Origin of the sequence: Evansella halocellulosilytica (assembly GCF_002335745.1) — a bacterium.
Taxonomy (GTDB): Bacteria; Bacillota; Bacilli; order Bacillales; family Salisediminibacteriaceae; genus Bacillus_CA; species Bacillus_CA halocellulosilytica.
In genome coordinates this window covers 4,720,851-4,739,176 of sequence record NZ_NIST01000001.1, presented here as the reverse complement: position 1 = coordinate 4,739,176, position 18,326 = coordinate 4,720,851, and the positions used below count along the sequence as shown (strand labels likewise).

16 protein-coding genes and 3 riboswitches are annotated in these 18,326 nt (G+C 39.7%); of the genes, 14 read left to right on the top strand and 2 right to left on the bottom strand.

Annotated features, from left to right (window positions below):
- The first annotated feature begins 515 nt into the window (after positions 1-515).
- From CD001_RS26120 to CD001_RS22450, 4 genes are all read left to right on the top strand, one after another.
- Positions 516-851, top strand: a complete 336-nt coding sequence (locus tag CD001_RS26120) for a hypothetical protein (protein ID WP_142303629.1) — start codon at positions 516-518, stop codon at positions 849-851.
- 35 nt (positions 852-886) lie between these two features.
- Positions 887-1,138: a YuzF family protein gene (locus tag CD001_RS22460; RefSeq protein WP_096189841.1), complete on the top strand. Its 252-nt coding sequence runs from the start codon at positions 887-889 to the stop codon at positions 1,136-1,138.
- 225 nt (positions 1,139-1,363) lie between these two features.
- Positions 1,364-1,711 (top strand): ArsR/SmtB family transcription factor, encoded by a 348-nt coding sequence (locus CD001_RS22455; RefSeq protein ID WP_179298865.1) that lies wholly within the window; start codon positions 1,364-1,366, stop codon positions 1,709-1,711.
- Complete coding sequence (locus CD001_RS22450; protein ID WP_096189839.1) at positions 1,708-3,039, top strand: arsenic transporter; 1,332 nt, start codon at positions 1,708-1,710, stop codon at positions 3,037-3,039. The genes CD001_RS22455 and CD001_RS22450 overlap by 4 nt, the downstream gene beginning before the upstream one ends.
- A 390-nt stretch (positions 3,040-3,429) precedes the next feature.
- Here the strand turns inward: CD001_RS22450 and folE2 are convergent, their stop codons facing one another.
- Positions 3,430-4,341 (bottom strand): GTP cyclohydrolase FolE2, encoded by a 912-nt coding sequence (gene folE2, locus CD001_RS22445; protein WP_096189838.1) that lies wholly within the window; start codon positions 4,339-4,341, stop codon positions 3,430-3,432.
- Between the two features lie 351 nt (positions 4,342-4,692).
- Between folE2 and CD001_RS22440 the strand changes: the two genes are divergently transcribed.
- From CD001_RS22440 to CD001_RS22430, 3 genes are read left to right on the top strand one after another with little or no spacing between them, the layout of a single operon-like run.
- Positions 4,693-5,439 (top strand): MerR family transcriptional regulator, encoded by a 747-nt coding sequence (locus CD001_RS22440; RefSeq protein ID WP_096189837.1) that lies wholly within the window; start codon positions 4,693-4,695, stop codon positions 5,437-5,439.
- Positions 5,429-6,403 carry an ATP-binding cassette domain-containing protein gene (locus CD001_RS22435; protein ID WP_096189836.1) on the top strand — a complete coding sequence of 325 codons (975 nt, stop codon included), beginning with the start codon at positions 5,429-5,431 and terminating at the stop codon, positions 6,401-6,403. Before CD001_RS22440 ends, CD001_RS22435 begins: the two co-directional genes overlap by 11 nt.
- Complete coding sequence (locus tag CD001_RS22430) at positions 6,400-7,173, top strand: ABC transporter permease (protein WP_096189835.1); 774 nt, start codon at positions 6,400-6,402, stop codon at positions 7,171-7,173. Before CD001_RS22435 ends, CD001_RS22430 begins: the two co-directional genes overlap by 4 nt.
- Before the next feature lie 94 nt (positions 7,174-7,267).
- On the opposite strand, the gene CD001_RS22425 is transcribed toward CD001_RS22430, so the two are convergent.
- Positions 7,268-8,164, bottom strand: coding sequence for a polysaccharide deacetylase family protein (locus CD001_RS22425; protein ID WP_257009905.1), 897 nt, complete (start codon positions 8,162-8,164; stop codon positions 7,268-7,270).
- 307 nt (positions 8,165-8,471) lie between these two features.
- Between CD001_RS22425 and CD001_RS22420 the strand changes: the two genes are divergently transcribed.
- The 7 genes from CD001_RS22420 to CD001_RS22390 all read left to right on the top strand — a co-directional run bounded on the left by CD001_RS22420 (position 8,472) and on the right by CD001_RS22390 (position 18,310).
- Positions 8,472-9,260, top strand: a complete 789-nt coding sequence (locus CD001_RS22420) for a formate dehydrogenase accessory protein FdhE (RefSeq protein WP_096189834.1) — start codon at positions 8,472-8,474, stop codon at positions 9,258-9,260.
- 103 nt (positions 9,261-9,363) lie between these two features.
- Positions 9,364-9,969 (top strand): molybdenum cofactor guanylyltransferase, encoded by a 606-nt coding sequence (gene mobA / locus CD001_RS22415; RefSeq protein WP_096189833.1) that lies wholly within the window; start codon positions 9,364-9,366, stop codon positions 9,967-9,969.
- Positions 9,970-10,007: 38 nt separating this feature from the next.
- Positions 10,008-11,249 carry a molybdopterin molybdotransferase MoeA gene (locus CD001_RS22410; protein WP_096189832.1) on the top strand — a complete coding sequence of 414 codons (1,242 nt, stop codon included), beginning with the start codon at positions 10,008-10,010 and terminating at the stop codon, positions 11,247-11,249.
- Between the two features lie 55 nt (positions 11,250-11,304).
- Positions 11,305-13,224 carry a molybdopterin biosynthesis protein gene (locus CD001_RS22405; protein ID WP_096189831.1) on the top strand — a complete coding sequence of 640 codons (1,920 nt, stop codon included), beginning with the start codon at positions 11,305-11,307 and terminating at the stop codon, positions 13,222-13,224.
- Positions 13,225-13,342: 118 nt separating this feature from the next.
- Positions 13,343-13,451, top strand: a riboswitch (SAM riboswitch).
- A 209-nt stretch (positions 13,452-13,660) separates the two neighbouring features.
- Positions 13,661-13,791: riboswitch (SAM riboswitch) on the top strand.
- Positions 13,792-13,869: 78 nt separating this feature from the next.
- Positions 13,870-14,949 (top strand): homoserine O-acetyltransferase MetX, encoded by a 1,080-nt coding sequence (gene metX, locus CD001_RS22400; RefSeq protein WP_096189830.1) that lies wholly within the window; start codon positions 13,870-13,872, stop codon positions 14,947-14,949.
- Positions 14,950-15,260: 311 nt separating this feature from the next.
- A riboswitch (SAM riboswitch) is annotated at positions 15,261-15,389 on the top strand.
- A 109-nt stretch (positions 15,390-15,498) separates the two neighbouring features.
- Positions 15,499-17,292, top strand: a complete 1,794-nt coding sequence (locus CD001_RS22395) for a PLP-dependent aspartate aminotransferase family protein (protein WP_096189829.1) — start codon at positions 15,499-15,501, stop codon at positions 17,290-17,292.
- Positions 17,293-17,320: 28 nt separating this feature from the next.
- Entirely contained in the window at positions 17,321-18,310 is a 990-nt protein-coding gene (locus CD001_RS22390; protein ID WP_407081124.1) for an aliphatic sulfonate ABC transporter substrate-binding protein, read from the top strand.
- Positions 18,311-18,326 lie beyond the last annotated feature (16 nt).

The window sequence follows — 18,326 nt, the reverse complement described above, 5'->3', positions numbered from 1 at the left end:
CCGGCGGACGCTTTCCATGGGGCTTGTCTTCAACTAATTCTGACTCAGCGAAGCATCGTCAGAATGGATTTTCAGACTGTGCTGATCCCATTGGAGTCGCCGGCCTTTCGTTCTTCAATCAACCTAGAACATCCATCGTTTCCTATTTAGACAGGAAACATACATGATTCCCTGCCGTATTGACCGTCAGATAAAGACATTTGGTTTTAATGTGGAAGCTGTCGGATTAGACGCGGGGCTACTTAACCATTCCCTTATGTAAAGGGTTAGAAGATCGCAAACCACCTCTCAGCGAGCTAAGAGGTGGTTTCGGCCATTCTTCACCGTAGGGTGAGCAAATTTCTTCTGACGAAAATAATAAAGAGAAACCCGCACTTCTCAAAAAAGTGTGGGTTTCTCGACAATCTGGAAACCCAAGCTTTTCATTATAGTCTTTTTAAACCACAGGCTCTGCCTGTGTGAAAATAAACCTTTAAGGCTTGTATTCGTGAAATCTCTTTAAAAGTAACGAATAGTTGGAAGGTATACTGTGCTTCTTCCTCTGTAAGATTAATCGAAGAAGAGAATGCGTCGAAGCAGCTCGTAGAGAATTCAGCGAAGAAACGCTCGTTGCTCCTGCGGTTACTCGTCGCAGACTATGTGCTTCTTCCTCTACAAGATTAATCGAAGAAGAGAATGCGTCGAAGCAGCTCGTAGAGAATTCAGCGAAGAAACACTCGTTGCTCCTGCGGTTACTCGTCGCTATTAAAATTATTCCCTGGTCAATTGTCAAAGTAGATTCATATGTTTGCAGGCTAAAGCCTGATTTTCATCCGCTCATGCCCACACTTTTTTTTCATTTAGGCATATGATGGCATTGGTGCAAAGAAGAGGGAGGGATTATGGAATGGATAATCAGTATGATGAGCAATATGATAACGAAGAAAGAGATGGGGAAGTAGCGTACGTTTCATTATGTGATCCTTTTGTTGTGCATACATTACAATCAATGATCGGAAACCGTGTAGTTGTGCAAACTACAAAAGGCAGTGTGAGAGGGAAGGTAGCAGACGTCAAGCCAGATCATGCTGTCATCCAAACTGGAGAAGCTTCATTTTTTATTCGGATTCAAGAGATTGTTTGGATTATGCCTTCTTAAACAGAGAATAGTATCGCCATCATACTGCAGTAAACTGATTATGAAATCAGGGCTGCAGTTTTTGTTTTTACATAGACTGAGGACTAGATGAGCGAGCACAATTGTAAGATTCTCGGATTACATGTATTTTTACAAAAGATTTGCATATAATCGATTGATTATATAAGTGAATCATTATATACTGTGTGAGGATGAAAAATGAATATTCAATGGAGGGGAAGACTGATGGAATTGTCGTCATACGCTAAGTTGTTTAAATGTTTAAGTGATCCGAACCGTTTAAAGTTGCTTTTATTATTAAAAGAGGAAGAGCTCTGTGTTTGCGAACTTCAAGAGGTTTTACAAATGAGTCAGCCTGCTGTTAGTCAGCATCTTCGTAAGTTAAAAGAAGAAGAATTAATTGTTGCTCGTCGTCAAAACCAGTGGCTTTTTTATCGATTAAACGAGCGTTCGGAGGACTATCCATTTTTGTATGAGATTCTTCAGCAATTACCTTCTCAAAAAGATTCAATCACAGCATTAAAGCACTCGGGCTTAAAAGTAAAATGTGAGTTAATAGGAGGTCAAACATGACATCAATTATTTTAGCATCTGTGATCTTTTTATTCACGCTGACACTTGTTATCTGGCAGCCAAAAGGATTATCGATTGGCTGGTCAGCAACGATTGGTGCTACCCTTGCGCTACTAGTCGGTGTAGTCGATTTTTATGATGTTGCAGAAGTGACTGGTATCGTTTGGAATGCTACTTTAACGTTTATTGCTATTATCATTATTTCATTAATTCTAGATGAAATCGGGTTCTTTGAATGGTCCGCCTTACATATGGCACGCGTAGCAAAAGGAAATGGCATTAAAATGTTTATTTACGTATCGGTGTTAGGATCTGTAGTAGCTGCATTTTTTGCAAATGATGGTGCAGCATTAATATTAACACCGATCGTATTAGCGATGGTCCGTGCTTTGCGTTTCAAAGAAGCGATGATTTTGCCGTTTATTATGGCAAGTGGTTTTATAGCAGATACGACGTCTTTACCATTAATTGTGAGTAACTTAGTCAATATTGTTTCAGCTGATTATTTTGGAATTGGCTTTGTTGAATATGCAACTTATATGATTGTACCGAACTTTTTTGCGTTAGGAGCGAGCATTTTAGTACTTTATTTATATTTCCGAAAAAGCATACCGAAAAAATATGAAATGGATATGTTGAAGGAGCCGAAAGAGGCGATAAAAGACCCGAAGATGTTTAAAGTGTCTTGGTTTGTATTAGGACTTCTTCTCATCGGATATTTTGCAAGTGAATTTATTCATATTACCGGACCGATTTCTGGAGAAGAACGGACATTCCCTGTGTCCTTTGTTGCCGGTGTAATCGCTATTTTCTTCTTAGTTATGGCTAAACGAAGCCCGGCTGTCAATACTGGAACTGTTATGAAAGGGGCACCATGGGCGATCGTCGTCTTTTCTATTGGCATGTATGTTGTCGTTTATGGCTTAAGAAATGTTGGATTAACCGATGTATTAGCAACCGTCTTAGAATCTGCGGCTGACCAAGGGATGTTTGTAGCGACAATTTCTATGGGCTTTATTGCTGCGATTTTATCGTCAGTCATGAACAACATGCCAACAGTTATGATAAATGCATTAGCAATTAATGATGCAGCGGTATCAGGTCCGATTAAGGATGCGTTTATTTATGCAAATGTCATCGGTTCGGATTTAGGACCAAAGATAACACCTATCGGTTCATTGGCTACATTGCTCTGGCTCCATGTTTTGTCGTTGAAAGGTGTAAAAATTTCGTGGGGGTATTACTTCAAAGTCGGCATTATTTTAACGATTCCAACTTTATTTATTACGTTAACCGGACTATATTTATGGATGCTCATTATTAGTTAATGTTCTTACGATCATACTGTTAATAGTAGCGCATAGAGACTGAAACTCCCCACTAGGCGGTATCATTACTAGGTTATTGCACCGCCTAGTTATGCTCAGTTCAGTTACTGTTTTTTCTACCGCCAAGGAACATGTCCTCTTCTGTTGGTGGTCAAAATAAAGCTTCTTGTACCGTCAAGGAGCACGGATTCATGTCTTGGCGGTCCAATAAAAGATTTTTGTACCGCCAAGAAGCGAGGATTCAACTCTTGACGGAACTAATAACGAGTTTTATACCACCATTCAAAAAAAGTTATATAAAATGCGAGCAACTACGACGAAATCAAGAGTTTCTATGACATGTTCGACCTGATGCGATCGATCGTTATGTAGTAGGTTTGGCTGCGACGATTATTCCTTTTCTTTGGAGAAGGAAAGCTTTGCTACTGCATCATGAAGATGAATAGATTCCTCATTTCTACACTCAACTTCAAAAGAGCGAATAAAGTTCAACTCATATAAGTCTGCTGCAATTAAACGACATAAATCTTCTACAAATCTAGGGTTCTCATATGCATGTTCTGTCACGATCTTCTCATCAGGACGTTTCAAAACAGGGTGTATGAGAGCACTTGCATTTGTTTCCACCGCATCTAGTAGTGTCTTTTTCCAATCAAAATGAACGAGCTCATATAAAGTAGCTTTGATCGTAACGATACCTCTTTGATTGTGTGCAGAATACTCGCTGATTTCCTTGGAGCATGGGCACAATGTCGTAACTGCTCCGGATATTCCGATAGAAGCTGTCGTGTTATCGCTTTCTGTGTCATAAGAAGATTTCATCCACATGTCTGCGTGCATGAGCCCGCTTTTTTCTGTTGCAGGGCTTTTGCGCTCAAAAAACCATGGAAAATGTACTTCAACATCGGCTTGGACTTGTTCCATTCGTTTTGTCATTTCCTTGCTGAATTCAGACAGATTGACAAGATCTAATTTCCATTTTTTCTCCTCGTATTCTTGCAAAAGCTCGGTCAGCCTGCTCATATTAATCCCTTTAGATTGTTGGAATAAGCTAGTTGTTAACGTAAATTGTCCTATTGTAGTTTGCTGTTCAGGACGCAGCTCAGAAGTGATGTGTATCGGATGTTTGACATTGCATATTCCTACATTTTCTATAGGGAAAAGGTAATCGTCCGATTTATTTTGTAAGTCGGGCATGTCTTCTTTTTTGGTTGATTTCGTTCCATTTATCGGTGGCACAGAACCAAACAGTTTATGTCGTTCTTGTTTATTTGGTAATGTCTTTTTAAGATGTAGTGGCATGTTTTTACTCCTTTGTTAATTGTTTATAACTAATAACGGTATTATATCGTAATGATTACGATTTGAGGAGATTTTTGCATGGAGAGATTTGACCAAGCATTGGAAATAAACTACATGGAATAAGTAATGATGGCTGACCTGATAATGAAAGAGAGTGGAAAGGTGTATTTATTTGATGATGAATAAATAGGCTTTGTCGAATTTGCTTGCTTTATTATATGTCCGGCTTTAGTGTGATAAATCGTTATTAAACTAAGGGCCGGAATTTTTTAATTTTTTTGGAAATTTCTACTTGAATCACACGTTACGTGCTATTTTATAATGAAACTGAAATTGGGAGGGGGGAGAAAAATGTATACGATTGGTCAGCTATCAAAAAAAACGGGAGTTACAGTGCGGACTTTAGATTACTACGATGAAATTAAGTTAATATCACCTTCGTCAACGACATCTGGAGGTCATCGATTGTATGAGGAAAAGGACGTTATTCGTTTACAACAAGTTTTAGCTTTGAAATATATGGGTTTTTCATTGCAAAAAATTAAAGCGATTTTAAAAGGGTCTGTACCAACGTGGAAGCATTCGGTAGAACAACAACTAGAATACGTACAAAGGAAAAAGGTGGAATTGTCTGTATTAGAACAATCATTGAAAGGGATCATGTATTCCATTGAATTTGAAAAAGAAGTAAAGTGGTCTGTCATTTTTGACATCATTCATGTGTTTCAAGAAAATCCAAACGGACCGTTTAAACTTTATGAAGAATATTTTAGCAAAGAAGAATTGGAGAAGATTATCACAATGCAAGATAAGCACTCGGATGACATGAATAAGGAGTGGATTGATATTATTCAAGAGGTTAAAGAACATCTTGATAAAGATCCCGCCTCGGAGGAATCCCAACGGATAGTAAAACGCTGGATGGAACAAGTTCATAAAATGTTTGGTCACGACGAACAGTTACTTTCAAAAATGTGGGCTGCTATGAAAGACCAAAAAGAAGGAATGGCTTCTTACCCAATGGACCAAGATGTCATGCAGTTTATTGAGAAAGCTATGGTGGTTTTAGACGAAAGGGAGAGTGAACATGGAGAATAAAGCAGTCATTGAAGTGTGCGGACTGACGAAAAAATATAAAAACGTCTTAGCGTTAGACGGGTTAAGCTTTTCAGTAAAACGTGGGGAAGTTTTCGGATTACTTGGACCGAACGGTGCCGGAAAATCATCTGCTGTAAAAATCATGACAACACTCGCTCAGCCTGATGGTGGCACAGTAACATTATTTGGAGTTGATGTAGTAAAAGAGCCAACGGAAGTCAGGAAAATGGTAGGTTACGTTGCTCAGCAGTCAGCTGTTGATGGTGACTTCTCTGCAATTGAAAATCTAATGTTACAAGGACGTTTATACGGGCTTAAGGGGAGTCAACTTAAAATGAGAGTTTCAGAAATGATCGATCGATTTGAATTATCACAATTTGCTAATCGGTTAAGTCGCACTTATTCGGGAGGAATGAAGAGAAAGTTAGATTTAGCGATGGGGCTTATTCATCGACCAAAAATTTTATTTCTTGATGAGCCAACGACCGGATTAGACCCTGAAGCGCGAGCCTCACTCTGGAAAACCATTCAACAACTAGCGAGAGAAGACGGACTTACTGTATTATTAACGACTCACTATTTAGAAGAAGCAGACCAACTTTCTGATCAATTGGCGATTATGGAACAAGGTAAGGTGATTGTAGAAGGCACTGCTGAGTCATTAAAAGGACAATTAGAGGGAGATACGTTACAAGTGGAAATGAAGGAAGGCGGTGCAGAGGATGCTGTAAAAGTTTTGGAGAAAATAGAGTGTATTCAAGAAGTGCTAGGGGAGGGGGCTTCTTTGTACCTTCGTTGTGCAAATGGTTCTGAGGCGATGCCCATTGTCATGAGCACATTAGAAAAGACGGGCATTTATGTCAATTCAGCAACGATTTCACGCCCTTCTCTTGACGATGTTTATTTGCGGTATACAGGACGTACGTTTCATGATGCACAAAAGAAAGAGGTGTTGATTACATGAAGGTGGTAACACTTTCTTGGTTTATGATGGCTAGGCAATTACGAGGGGTTTCTCGATCTCCGTTTTTAATTGGGATAAACTTAATTCAACCTATATTATGGCTTCTATTATTTAGTTCATTATTTAGCAGTATTGTACAAATACCAGGATTTTCCTCAAATTCGTATTTAGAATTTTTCAGCCCAGGAATCGTAGTGATGAGCACTCTTTTAGCTGGCAACTTTGTAGGGATGAGTACGGTTGTCGATTTGAAGCAAGGAGTGCTAAACCGTTTCCTCGTATCGCCTGTACAACGGACTCCGATTATTTTCGGACCCTTGTTACAAAATGGCGTTACGATGATCGTTCAAGCTCTGATCATTATCGGGTTAGCTTTTGCAATGGGAGCTAGATTTTCAGGTGGGATTTCCGGAATTGTCGTATTAATCGTCGCAAGTGTCCTGTTAGGGATGGCTTTTGGTGCTCTGTCTATTGCACTTAGCCTTGTAGTTCGAAAAGAAGAAGGAATTATTTCAGCTGGAAATTTATTAACGATGCCACTTATTTTTTTATCGAGTTTATTTATGCCTCTTGATCTTGTTCCGAAATGGATTCAGACGATGGCAAGTTTCAACCCGGTTAATTGGTCAATTGAAGCAGGGCGTGAAGCACTTGGAGCAACTGTTAATTGGAATGTTGTTTCATTAAACCTGACTTTATTAGCTACTTTCCTAGTTATAGCTGTTTTACTAGCAGTACGTATTTTTATAAATTACCAGCGGTCAGTATAAATGGCGTAGTTAAGTAAAGGTTTCATAGATGAGTATGATATATGCCAGGTTCCCATTTTTTTTCAAGGTAATGGGTCTGGCATATCATTTCAATTTATTCAATTAACTCATAGTCGTGAATGTGAACGAATTCGAACCCTTGCTCTTTTAACAGTGGAACTGCTTGCTTTACACCTTCAGCTGTCCCACTTTCAGGCTGATTCATATGAAGCAAGGGGATCGATCCTCGTTCAGATTGTAATAAGGCGTTTTTCACTTGGTTGCTTGAGTACGTTGCTCCTGCATCACCTAAAATATCATAATTGACGACTGTTAATCCTAAGTTCTCGACAATTTCGACCGCAATATCATCATAATAAGCTGTACCTGAACGGAAAAAACGAGGTATATCCCCTGTTATTTCAATAATTTTCTCTTGATTGATCATCACTTCATCAATGACTTCTTCCACTGAACTCGTTCCATCAATCCCCCATGCACCTCGCCCATGTATCGATAATGGTAAGTGTGCTGTCCCGTGATTTTCAATACGGAACAGTTCATCTTCAGATAAATCAATGAATTGTTCGGTATTTTCTTCAATCCACCGATAATTGATAAAAAGTGTTGCAGGAATTCGCTCTTGACGGAGAAACTCAATTAATTCCTCATCAAACCCGTTACCATATATCCCACCGCAAGCGTCAAAAGTTAAGGCAATGACTTGATCAGTCGTATGTAATCGGTTTTTTACACCTGAAACTTGTTCTCCCCATTCATTTGCACGAACATCACTGCTTGTCCACCGTTTTTTTACAGTTTGGACATCGACTTTTTCTTCCATATTGATCATGCCGAATTGAGGGAGCTCCCTTGTTTTCTTCATTCCTGTTAAATCTGCTGCAGGAAAATCACTAGGGGAATGGGTTGAACTTACATAATCGTAAAAAAAATAAACAAAAGCAAGTACAATAATAAGAATGACCGCTGTCATTTTTAATAATGATTGCAAACTAGTACCTCCTAAATTAACGATAATGACTAGTAGATTTGTCGGTTTCATTGTAGCTTACTTTCATGTAAAAACAAATATCGAGATTGCTTGACACCTTCATGAAAAAGCCCAATGAAATGACGGGAGTTGTTTTCTGAATATTCGAAAGGATTTTCAGGCAGAAAGATAGAAATTAGTAACATCATTTATTGTTTGTTAAAGTGAAAGTTATTTTACCCGGACTTTTGAACATCTTCTAAAAGAAAATGGTACGAGGAATATTCACAGGTTAAGAAACGTAAAAAGGTAAGGAGGGGGAATGTAAATGAAGCCGAATGTCGTGTCAGAACAATATATTGAATTGCAAAAAGGAATTATGAAAAAGCAAAATGAGATAAGGGAAACGATTCATGAAAAAATGAATATACGTTTAAATCCAGATGATTTTAATCAAACGATTCCGGTATTACCTCAATTAAATGTCAGTCCAGTTCCTGTACCATTATATAAAGATGCCGTTGAAACGATACGGACATTTTTACAAACGGGACACCCTGAGCTTGCCTACGACCTTACGGAAATAAAGAGTACATTAACAGATGAGGCTTTGACAGAGTGGATTAAAGCTGCAATCACTTTTAATACAGCATACTTTCATAACTTCTCTGAAGGGATTAATGTAGATCCTTGGCTGCCGCATTTTGTTGCTGAACAAGCGTTACGGCCATTTCTGCAAATTATTGGTGAAAAATGTGTCCCATTTCTCCACCAATGGAGTGTAATGGGGACTTGCCCATGCTGTGGTGAACCGCCCCGAATTGCTATGATTGAAGGAGAACAAGAGAAGCTTTTACTTTGCCCACGCTGTGAATCAAAATGGCACGGAAAACCTGTATCATGTATGCATTGCGGTGAAGATAGAAGTGACAATATCATTTATATTACGGTTGAAGAAGATAGTCAGGCAAAAATTGAAGTATGTAAAACGTGTAGAAATTACTTAAAAGCAATCGATTCAGATCAATTGTCTAAAGTGAAAGAGGCAGCTATGCTTGATTTGGAAACGATACACTTAGATTTTATTGCTCAACAAGAAGGTTATGGCGATGAGTAAAGAGAATGTTCCTCATTTAGAAAGTTTTGACACAAGGGGAAGCAGTAACGATTAACATCTCTTCAAAGAGTAATAGAAAACGAGATAGAAAGGCGTGTCTTGCTTGGAAAAGGTCACAGGAATCATTTTAGCAGGTGGAAAATCAAGCCGAATGGGGAGAGATAAAGCCTTGCTTTCAGTTGGAAATGCGACGAATATCGAACGAATAAAAAAAGAATTAGAAAGCTTTTCAAGTGAGATTGTGATCGCAGCGAACGATCAACAACCTTATGCCTTTTTAAATGTAAAAATCATAGGTGATGTTTATGAGGAGAAAGGACCGCTGGCAGGATTACATGCATGCCTTGAACAATCAAAAACAGAGTGGAATTTCTTTGCAGCGTGTGACTTGCCATTTTTCTCACAGAAGATTGCAGACTATATGGTTAGTAAAACGAAACATGAAGGAATAGAAGGTGTTGTACCATCTGTCAATGGAAGGGTTCACCCTTTATATGCTTTATATAAAACATCTGCAGCGCCTGCTTTTGAAAGACAGTTAAAAAGAAATCAATTAAAAATAAGAGAAGCACTTAATCAAATATTGATTTATTACGTTTCAAAGAATGAGTTGATTGATGCAGGCTTCAGTAATGAGGAGATTGAGCGGGCTTTTTATAATATGAATCATCCAGAAGAATTTGAATGGGTAACGAAACAATTTGATTAGAGCACCAAATTGATACGGACTCAAAAGGTGGGGGAGCAATGAATTTTTTTCGAGTACAATCTGTTGCAAAAATGAATCAGATAATTGATGAGATGGTTGAAGAGACGAATCAAATCGAGGACATTCCTTTAAAACAAGCTTTTCAAAGAGTACTTGGAGAAGATGTGTTAGCTAATGAAGACGTACCACCCTTCTCTAGATCTGTCGTTGATGGCTATGCAGTCGTTGCGAAAGATACGTTTGGTGTCAGCGAGTCTTTGCCTGGCTTCTTAACTTGTATAGGAGAAGTTGAAATGGGACAAGGCGTTCATAAATATGTGAAGCAAGGGGAAGCGATGTACGTGCCAACTGGCGGGATGCTTCCACCAGGAGCTGATGCTGTTGTCATGATTGAGGATTGTGAAGTAAACAGCGACCTTATAAATGTTCATCGGTCTGTTGCAAAACATGAAAACGTCATTTTTCAAGGCGAAGATGCTGCCAAAGGGGATACCATGCTCAAAAAGGGGAAGCGTCTTCGTGCTCAGGAAATAGGAGCATTGGCGTCAATGGGATATGCGAAAGTAAAAGTAAAGAAGCAAATAACGGTCGGATATCTATCATCCGGGGATGAAATTGTCCCTTTTCATGAAAAAGAGGTTAACGGTGGAAAGGTACGGGATGTGAACGGATTGACGATTCCAATACTTTCTGAGCAATGGGGATATCAAACGATTGTTAGTGATATCGCCAAAGATGATTATCCAGACTTTTACGAAAAAGCAAAGAAGCTTTTCGACATGTGTGATGCTATTGTCATTTCAGGAGGTAGTTCTGTCGGGACGAGAGACTACACAACAGAAGTCATTCAAGCTTTAGGGGATGGGAAGCCAGGAATTCTCGTTCACGGAGTCTCTGTAAGACCCGGAAAGCCGACGATTTTTTCGATGTCATCAAACAAGCCTGTCCTCGGATTACCAGGTCATCCTGCATCAGCAATGGTCATTTATCAGTTGTTCGGAAAGCGGATGTTAGCAAATTTGCAAGGTGAGAGCTTGTTACCAGCACCACTTATAACAAGAGCAATTGCTGCCCAAAACCTCCCATCATCACCTGGAAGGACGGACTACGTCAGAGTAAAGTTAACAAAAAGAGAGGATGGGTACTTCGATGCGTTCCCTGTTCTTGGGAAATCTGGACTAGTCAAAACGTTAGTCGATAGTGATGGATTGTTAGAAATTGAAGAAAAAAAGGAAGGTGTACGAAAAGGGGAAGTCGTTCCTGTACACTTTTTCACTTAGGTATGATTAACTATTCATCCAATTTCCTGGCACATAACACGAAGGAGTGAGTTGAATGGGATATGAGAGAACTGTCTATTTAGAAGATAAACCGAGGAGGGTTGCTCAGGAAGAATGTCTACAGCTGACGAATTTTCAAAGGATGGAAGAAACGATTCCTGTAACAGAGGCAGGCGGTCGAGTGACAGCCTCACCTATCTATGCACAGATGTCAAACCCTCATTTTCACGCCTCTGCTATGGATGGCATTGCTGTTTTAGCTGAAAAAACAGAATCGGCACATGAATCAAATCCAGTTTATTTAAAGGAGGGAATCGATTTTGAATATGTCGACACAGGAAACGCGATTCCACATCCATATAACGCAGTCATCATGATCGAAGATGTTAATGAAGTGGAGTCTGGAGTATTAGAAATTATCTCTCCAGCAACACCTTGGCAGCGAATAAGACCGGTAGGTGAAGACATCACATACGGTGAAATGTTGCTTCCTCAAGGGCACATACTGCGGCCAGTAGATGTTGGAGCTCTTTTGGCTGCCGGTCAAACGACCGTGTCAGTTATGAAAAAGCCGGTCGTACATATTTTACCATCTGGTAATGAACTCGTTTCTCCAGGGGAAAAAGTAGAGCGAGGGAAAATGATTGAATTTAACGGCTCGATATTTGCCCAGATGATTGAAGAATGGGGCGGCTTCCCACAATTGCAGCCGATTGTACGAGATAGCCCTGATGATATTCGTCATGCACTCATTGATAGTACAAAAGAAGCAGATATTGTTGTCATTAATGCAGGATCTTCTGCGGGTTCTAAGGATTATACTGTTCATATCATGAGAGAGCTTGGAGAAGTTGTGACACACGGGATAGCAACGAGACCCGGTAAACCTGTCAGTATTGCGAAAATAAATGATACGATCGTCATCGGTATTCCAGGTTATCCAGTAAGTGCATATTTAACGATGGAATGGTTTGTCCAACCATTAATTTGTCACTATCTGCATATTCCATTACAAAAACGGGAAACGATTACTGCTAAGGCAGGACGAAGAATTGTCTCGAATATGGGCTCCGAGGACTTTATTCGTGTTCATCTTGGAAAAGTAGACGGAGAATATGTTGCGAACCCATTAACAAGGTCTGCCAGTGTGACGATGTCATTAGTTAAAGCAGATGGGTTATTGGTTATTCCGCCAGAGCATTTAGGAGTAGAGCAAGGGGAAAAAATCGATGTAGAATTGTATAAAACACGAGAAGAAATCGATTCATCGATCCTTTTTTCAGGCAGCCATGATTTATGTATTGACGTACTGTCATCGATGCTGAAAGAGGAGGATGTATCCGCACAAATTACAGCAAGTCATACAGGCAGTATGGCAGGATTAATGGCCATCAAAAGGAAAGAAACCCATATTGCTGGGAGCCATTTGCTCGATCCAGAAACGGGAGTTTATAATGTCTCATATTTGGAACGGTATCTGCCTGGTGAGGACATCGTACTCATTCCGTTTTTAAAAAGGGAACAAGGGCTTATTGTTCCGAAGGGAAACCCATTAAATATTCAAGGGATACGATGTTTACTTAATAAAAATGTTGAATATGTGAACAGGCAGCGTGGTGCTGGAACGCGAATATTGTTTGATCACCTCTTAAACGAGCAAGAGATTGATTCTCATTGCATTAAGGGTTATGAGCGGGAAATGTTCACACATTTAAGTGTAGCAGCTGAGGTTAAAATGAATAAAGAAAGTGCTGGTATGGGCATTTATTCAGCTGCAAAAGCGATGGACCTAGATTTTGTTCCTGTCGGAGAAGAATCATATGACCTTGTTATGCGCTGTTCATTTTTTGAAAGTGAATTAGGTCAAAAGTTGATCAGTGTAATGAGCAGTCATGACTTTAAGAAAAAGATCGAAAGTTTAGGTGGTTATAAAGTTCAAGACACGATAGAACCGTATTTCTTAACAACTGTTTAACTTAACCGTTGATTAAAAATGGATCATGAAAAAATTTTTTTATCATATACTTTGACATCAAATAAAAACGATGGTATTATTTTCTTCAACTTCATAGTTTTCAAAAAATTTATGGAATTTTTTATCAAGAGAGGTGGAGGGACTGGCCCTGTGAAGCCCGGCAACCGGTACAATGTAATGTACAAGGTGCTAATTCCTGCAAAGCGAGAAGCTTTGGGAGATGAGAATGCTGCATTTCGTCCACTTCGAAATGACATTTACCATTCAATTAACCCCTTTGCTAACTCGTAAGCAAAGGGTTTTTTACTGGGAAATTTTTTTGAAATTGTGTAAAAATTTAATGGAAATGATTGACGTTAATAATTTAAAGTGTTAGTCTGTTAAAAGATTAACTTATTAAAATATTTTGAAAATGACCAAAAACAATATATATTATCTCTTATCAAGAGAGGCGGAGGGAGTGGCCCGATGAAGCCCGGCAACCAGCAGATGATCGACCTTTTATCATATGGTCGATACGATGTAAGGTGCCAATTCCTGCAAAGCAGATGCTTTGAAAGATGAGAGGGAGGCTCAGTATGTTTATCTCTCTGTTACTTTCAAGCAGAGAGATTTTTATTTTTCATAGTTTGAGGAGGTGGCAAGGTGAAAGTAAAACAAAAATTTGAAGTGAAAACGGGAGTCGTTACTCTTTCATCTCTTCAATTGGACTCTGGTCTTGAGCTGAAAAATGTCACCTTAGCTTATGAAAGAGCAGGACCGAAAATGGCTGATTCAATTCTCGTCTGCCACGCATTAACTGGAAACCAGCATACAGTTGGTTCTGATGAAGAACCTGGCTGGTGGAGAGGGTTAATTGATGATCAAGGATATGTTGATTTAAACACCAATCAAGTGATCACATTCAATGTGATTGGTGGATGTAACGGCTCAACTGGACCGACGACGATCAATCCAGCGACAGGTGATTTATATAAGGCACGCTTGCCATTCATTACTGTTCGAGATATGGTCCGTGCACAAGAGCAAGCTTTATCGCAGCTTGGGGTCACAAAATTAAAAGCAGTCATTGGCGGATCGCTAGGTGGGATGCAAGTCCTTGAGTGGGCGGTGATGTTTCCTGATAGAATAGATCGGGCTATCGTATTGGCAGCCACCCCTGCAATGAGTGACTATGGTATATCCTATAATGCGATTGCAAGAAAAGCGATTATCGATGATCCGAAATGGAATCAAGGAAACTATTCTGAATCAGATCCACCAGTGAACGGGTTGTCTGTTGCAAGAATGGTAGGGATGATCACCTATCGGTCTGACCGTCTCTTCAATCAACGGTTCCATCGTGAGCAAAAACATGAGTGGGGCAGTCAACATGATGAAGTCGCCTATCAAGTAGAATCGTATTTACTCTATCAAGGGGAAAAATTTACAAAACGGTTTGACCCAAACAGTTATTTATATTTGTTAAAGGCGATGGATCACCATGACCTTGAATATAATCGAGGTCCCCTTCATGAAGTGTTAAAAAGATATGGCAAAAATGTAGATTTAATTGCGTTTCAAGGTGACTTGCTTTATCCGCCAGAAGAGATGAGGCGGTTAGCAAATGTTTGGAAAGAAACCGGAGCTAATGTCCGTTTTCATGAAATAGAAACGATTTTCGGTCATGACGGGTTTTTAGCTGAATTTGAAAAATGGGGTGAGATTGTTCATTCTGCATTATAAAAATTGGCTCTGTTAAATTTCACTGTAGATCATGCAAAAACATAAAACAATTAGGTGTTGATGTGACGAGCGAAGGTGATTACACCTGCGGGAACAGCAACAAACAAAGTATCTTCGCTTCAAGATGAACTGCTTCGACGCAGATAGCAACAAAGCTAAACTAGTAGAGGAAGAAGCACGTGCCGAAAATCCCGCAGGCAGCGAAGAATGAGAGGAAGTTGGGACCATGCCCGCGGCAAGTGTTCACCGAAAGCGACATCACAAAACCAACAACAGAGACTAACAGAACAAAAAAATAAAATATCGTTTAACTCTTATCAAGAGAGGTGGAGGGACCGGCCCGATGAAGCCCGGCAACCAGTATGTTTTGACTTCCATTCTGAAGCAATCCATGCAAGGTGCCAATTCCTGCAAAGTTGTATGACTTTGAAAGATGAGAGAAAGGCAACATTGATTGATGAAAACCTTTCTCTATTCGGGAAAGGTTTTTCTTTTTCATACAGGATTAAAAAATAGTAGTGTTCTTAAATTTAAGGAGGAAGATGAAAAATGAGTAACGATCAAAACTATGAAACTTATAACTTAGAAACGGTCCTTTTACACGGTGGGCAGGCGCCAGATCCAACTACAGGATCACGTGCTGTTCCGATTTACCAAACGACATCTTACGTTTTCCATGATACAGATCACGCAGAAAGCTTGTTTTCACTTGATGAACCAGGGAATATTTACAGTCGAATTGGGAATCCGACGGTCGATGTGTTTGAAAAGCGTATCGCGTTATTAGAAGAAGGAGTTGCATCAGTAGCAACGTCATCAGGAATGGCTGGAATCGCCCTTTCAATCTTAAACATTGCAGATGCTGGTGATGAGATTGTTGCTGCAACAAACCTTTACGGAGGGACTTACAATTTATTTTCCATCACATTGCCGCGATACGGAATTAACGTACGTTTCGTAGACCCGACAGATCCTGAGAACTTTAAAAAAGCAATTAATGAGAAAACGAAAGCTGTTTTTGCTGAAACAATTGGGAATCCGAGTCTTCATGTTCTTGACATAAAGGCAGTTGCAGATGTTGCACATGAAGCAGGCATTCCTTTAATTATTGATAATACGTTTGCGACACCATATGTTTGTAAGCCGATTACTCAAGGCGCAGATATTGTTGTCCATTCGGCGACAAAGTGGATCGGCGGTCACGGGACATCGATCGGAGGGGTCGTTGTAGATGGAGGGAGATTTAATTGGCAGTCAGATAAATTTCCCCATTTTACAGAGCCTGATAGAAGTTATAATGGCGTCGTTTACGCAAAAGATTTCGGAACATTAGCATTTGCAACAAAATTAAGAGTTCAACTTTTACGAGATTTTGGTTCCTGCTTAAGCCCATTCAATGCTTTCCAATTGCTGCAAGGTTTAGAAACTCTTCACTTACGGGTTCAGCGGCACAATGAGAATGCACTGAAATTAGCTCATTATTTAGAGAAGCACCCTGCTGTCGATTGGGTTGCTTATCCAGGCTTAGAATCACATCCATCCTACGATCTTGCAAGTGAGGTGTTAGAAAATGGGTATGGATCAATCGTCAATTTTGGTATTAAAGGTGGCCGCGATTCAGGGAGGACGTTAATTAATCATATTTCACTCTGGTCGCATTTAGCGAATGTCGGTGACGCAAAAAGTTTAATTATTCATCCTGCATCTACGACACATCAGCAATTGTCTGATGAAGAGCTTGCTGCTACTGGGGTCACAGAAGATCTTGTCCGGTTATCTGTAGGAATAGAAAATGTTGAAGATTTATATAAAGATTTAGATCAAGCTCTTCAAAAAGCAACGGGTGAAGGGAATGAAAATAATAAAGTTATTAACGATGAAGGAGTAATTAAATGGGCTCTATCATCCGAATATACATCTGAGACAGTCAATGGTGAGTCTGTACAGCGACAAAAGACGTTAGCGATTGTCGGATTAAGTTCTAATGAAGCAAGACCCAGTCACCGTCTAGCAAAGAAAATGCAGCGGCTAGGATACAAAATTATTCCAGTTAATCCGAGAGAAATAGAGGTGCTAGGAGAACGAGCGTTTCCAAACCTAAAAAGTATTGAAGGTCCAATTGATATTGTGCAAATTTTCCGAAGCCCGGAAGCGGCAATCGAATTAGCGAAAGAAGCAGCAGTTGTTCAGCCGAAAATCTTTTGGCTTCAAGAAGGAGTAATTTCAGAAAAAGCAGCAATTATTGCGAAGGAAGCAGGTATAGATGTCGTTCATAACCGCTGCACGTATAAAGAGGCTCAACGGTTACGTGGAACGATCTCAACATTCGCTTGTGAAATATAAATGATCAACTAGTAGAGGAGATGTAAAAATGACAATGATTAAAAAATTTGGATTAATACTCACAGCAGTTATTGCTGTAATTTTCAGTACTGCATGCGGATCCTCTACGTCAGGGACAGACGGTTTACCAGATACGATTACATTAGATTATGCGTATTACTCACCTACGAGTTTAATCGTAAAAGAGTTCGGATGGCTAGAGGAAGAGTTTGAAGAAGAGGGGGTAGAGATTGATTTTGTCCTAAGCCAAGGAAGTAATCGTGCACTTGAATTTTTAAACAGTAACAGTGTCGATTTCGGTTCAACTGCAGGTGCTGCAGCTTTAATGGCAAAAGGGAATGATGCGCCAATTAAAAATGTGTACATTTATTCTCAGCCAGAGTGGACAGCACTCGTGACGGAATCAGGATCAGGTGTTCAATCAACTGCTGACTTAGCAGGAAAGACGATTGCCGCAACGTTAGGAACTGACCCATATATTTTTTTAGTTCGTGCTTTAAATGAACATGGCTTGAGTGTTGATGATGTTGAAGTCGTCAATTTACAGCACAGTGACGGGGCTAATGCATTATCAACAGGTCAAGTAGATGCATGGGCTGGACTTGATCCTCACATGGCACGTCAAGAATTAGAAACAGATGCTGAATTATTTTATCGAAACACTAGCTTTAATACGTACGGTTTTTTAAATGTGCGTGAGCAGTTTGCAGATGATTATCCTGACGCTGTGGAGCGAGTCATAGAAGTGTATGAAAAAGCAAGAAAATGGGTGCTGGATAACCCTGAAGATACGGTAGAAATTATGGCACGTGAAGCACAGATGGATCAAGCTGTTGCAGAACTTCAGTTAGAAAGAAATAATTTCTCAAATCCTACTCCGGGTGATGAGCATGTTGAAAGCTTGACAGAAGCAGGCTTCGTTTTACAAGAGGCTGGGGTGATGGAAGAAGAACTTGATATTGAAAGTTTAGTAGATTTATTAATTGATCCATCTTTTGCAGAACGGGTTATTGATTAGTAAGGAGGCGAGATGA

Excerpts from the sequence above, each read along its gene's own strand:
- CD001_RS22460 (WP_096189841.1), top strand. The coding sequence starts at position 887 with ATGGATAATCAGTATGATGAGCAATATGATAACGAAGAAAGAGATGGG.
- CD001_RS22390 (WP_407081124.1), top strand. The coding sequence starts at position 17,321 with ATGACAATGATTAAAAAATTTGGATTAATACTCACAGCAGTTATTGCT.
- CD001_RS22420 (WP_096189834.1), top strand. The coding sequence starts at position 8,472 with ATGAAGCCGAATGTCGTGTCAGAACAATATATTGAATTGCAAAAAGGA.
- folE2 (WP_096189838.1), bottom strand. The coding sequence starts at position 4,341 with ATGCCACTACATCTTAAAAAGACATTACCAAATAAACAAGAACGACAT.
- CD001_RS22440 (WP_096189837.1), top strand. The coding sequence starts at position 4,693 with ATGTATACGATTGGTCAGCTATCAAAAAAAACGGGAGTTACAGTGCGG.
- CD001_RS22435 (WP_096189836.1), top strand. The coding sequence starts at position 5,429 with ATGGAGAATAAAGCAGTCATTGAAGTGTGCGGACTGACGAAAAAATAT.
- CD001_RS22455 (WP_179298865.1), top strand. The coding sequence starts at position 1,364 with ATGGAATTGTCGTCATACGCTAAGTTGTTTAAATGTTTAAGTGATCCG.
- CD001_RS22395 (WP_096189829.1), top strand. The coding sequence starts at position 15,499 with ATGAGTAACGATCAAAACTATGAAACTTATAACTTAGAAACGGTCCTT.
- CD001_RS22405 (WP_096189831.1), top strand. The coding sequence starts at position 11,305 with ATGGGATATGAGAGAACTGTCTATTTAGAAGATAAACCGAGGAGGGTT.
- CD001_RS22450 (WP_096189839.1), top strand. The coding sequence starts at position 1,708 with ATGACATCAATTATTTTAGCATCTGTGATCTTTTTATTCACGCTGACA.
- CD001_RS22410 (WP_096189832.1), top strand. The coding sequence starts at position 10,008 with ATGAATTTTTTTCGAGTACAATCTGTTGCAAAAATGAATCAGATAATT.
- CD001_RS22430 (WP_096189835.1), top strand. The coding sequence starts at position 6,400 with ATGAAGGTGGTAACACTTTCTTGGTTTATGATGGCTAGGCAATTACGA.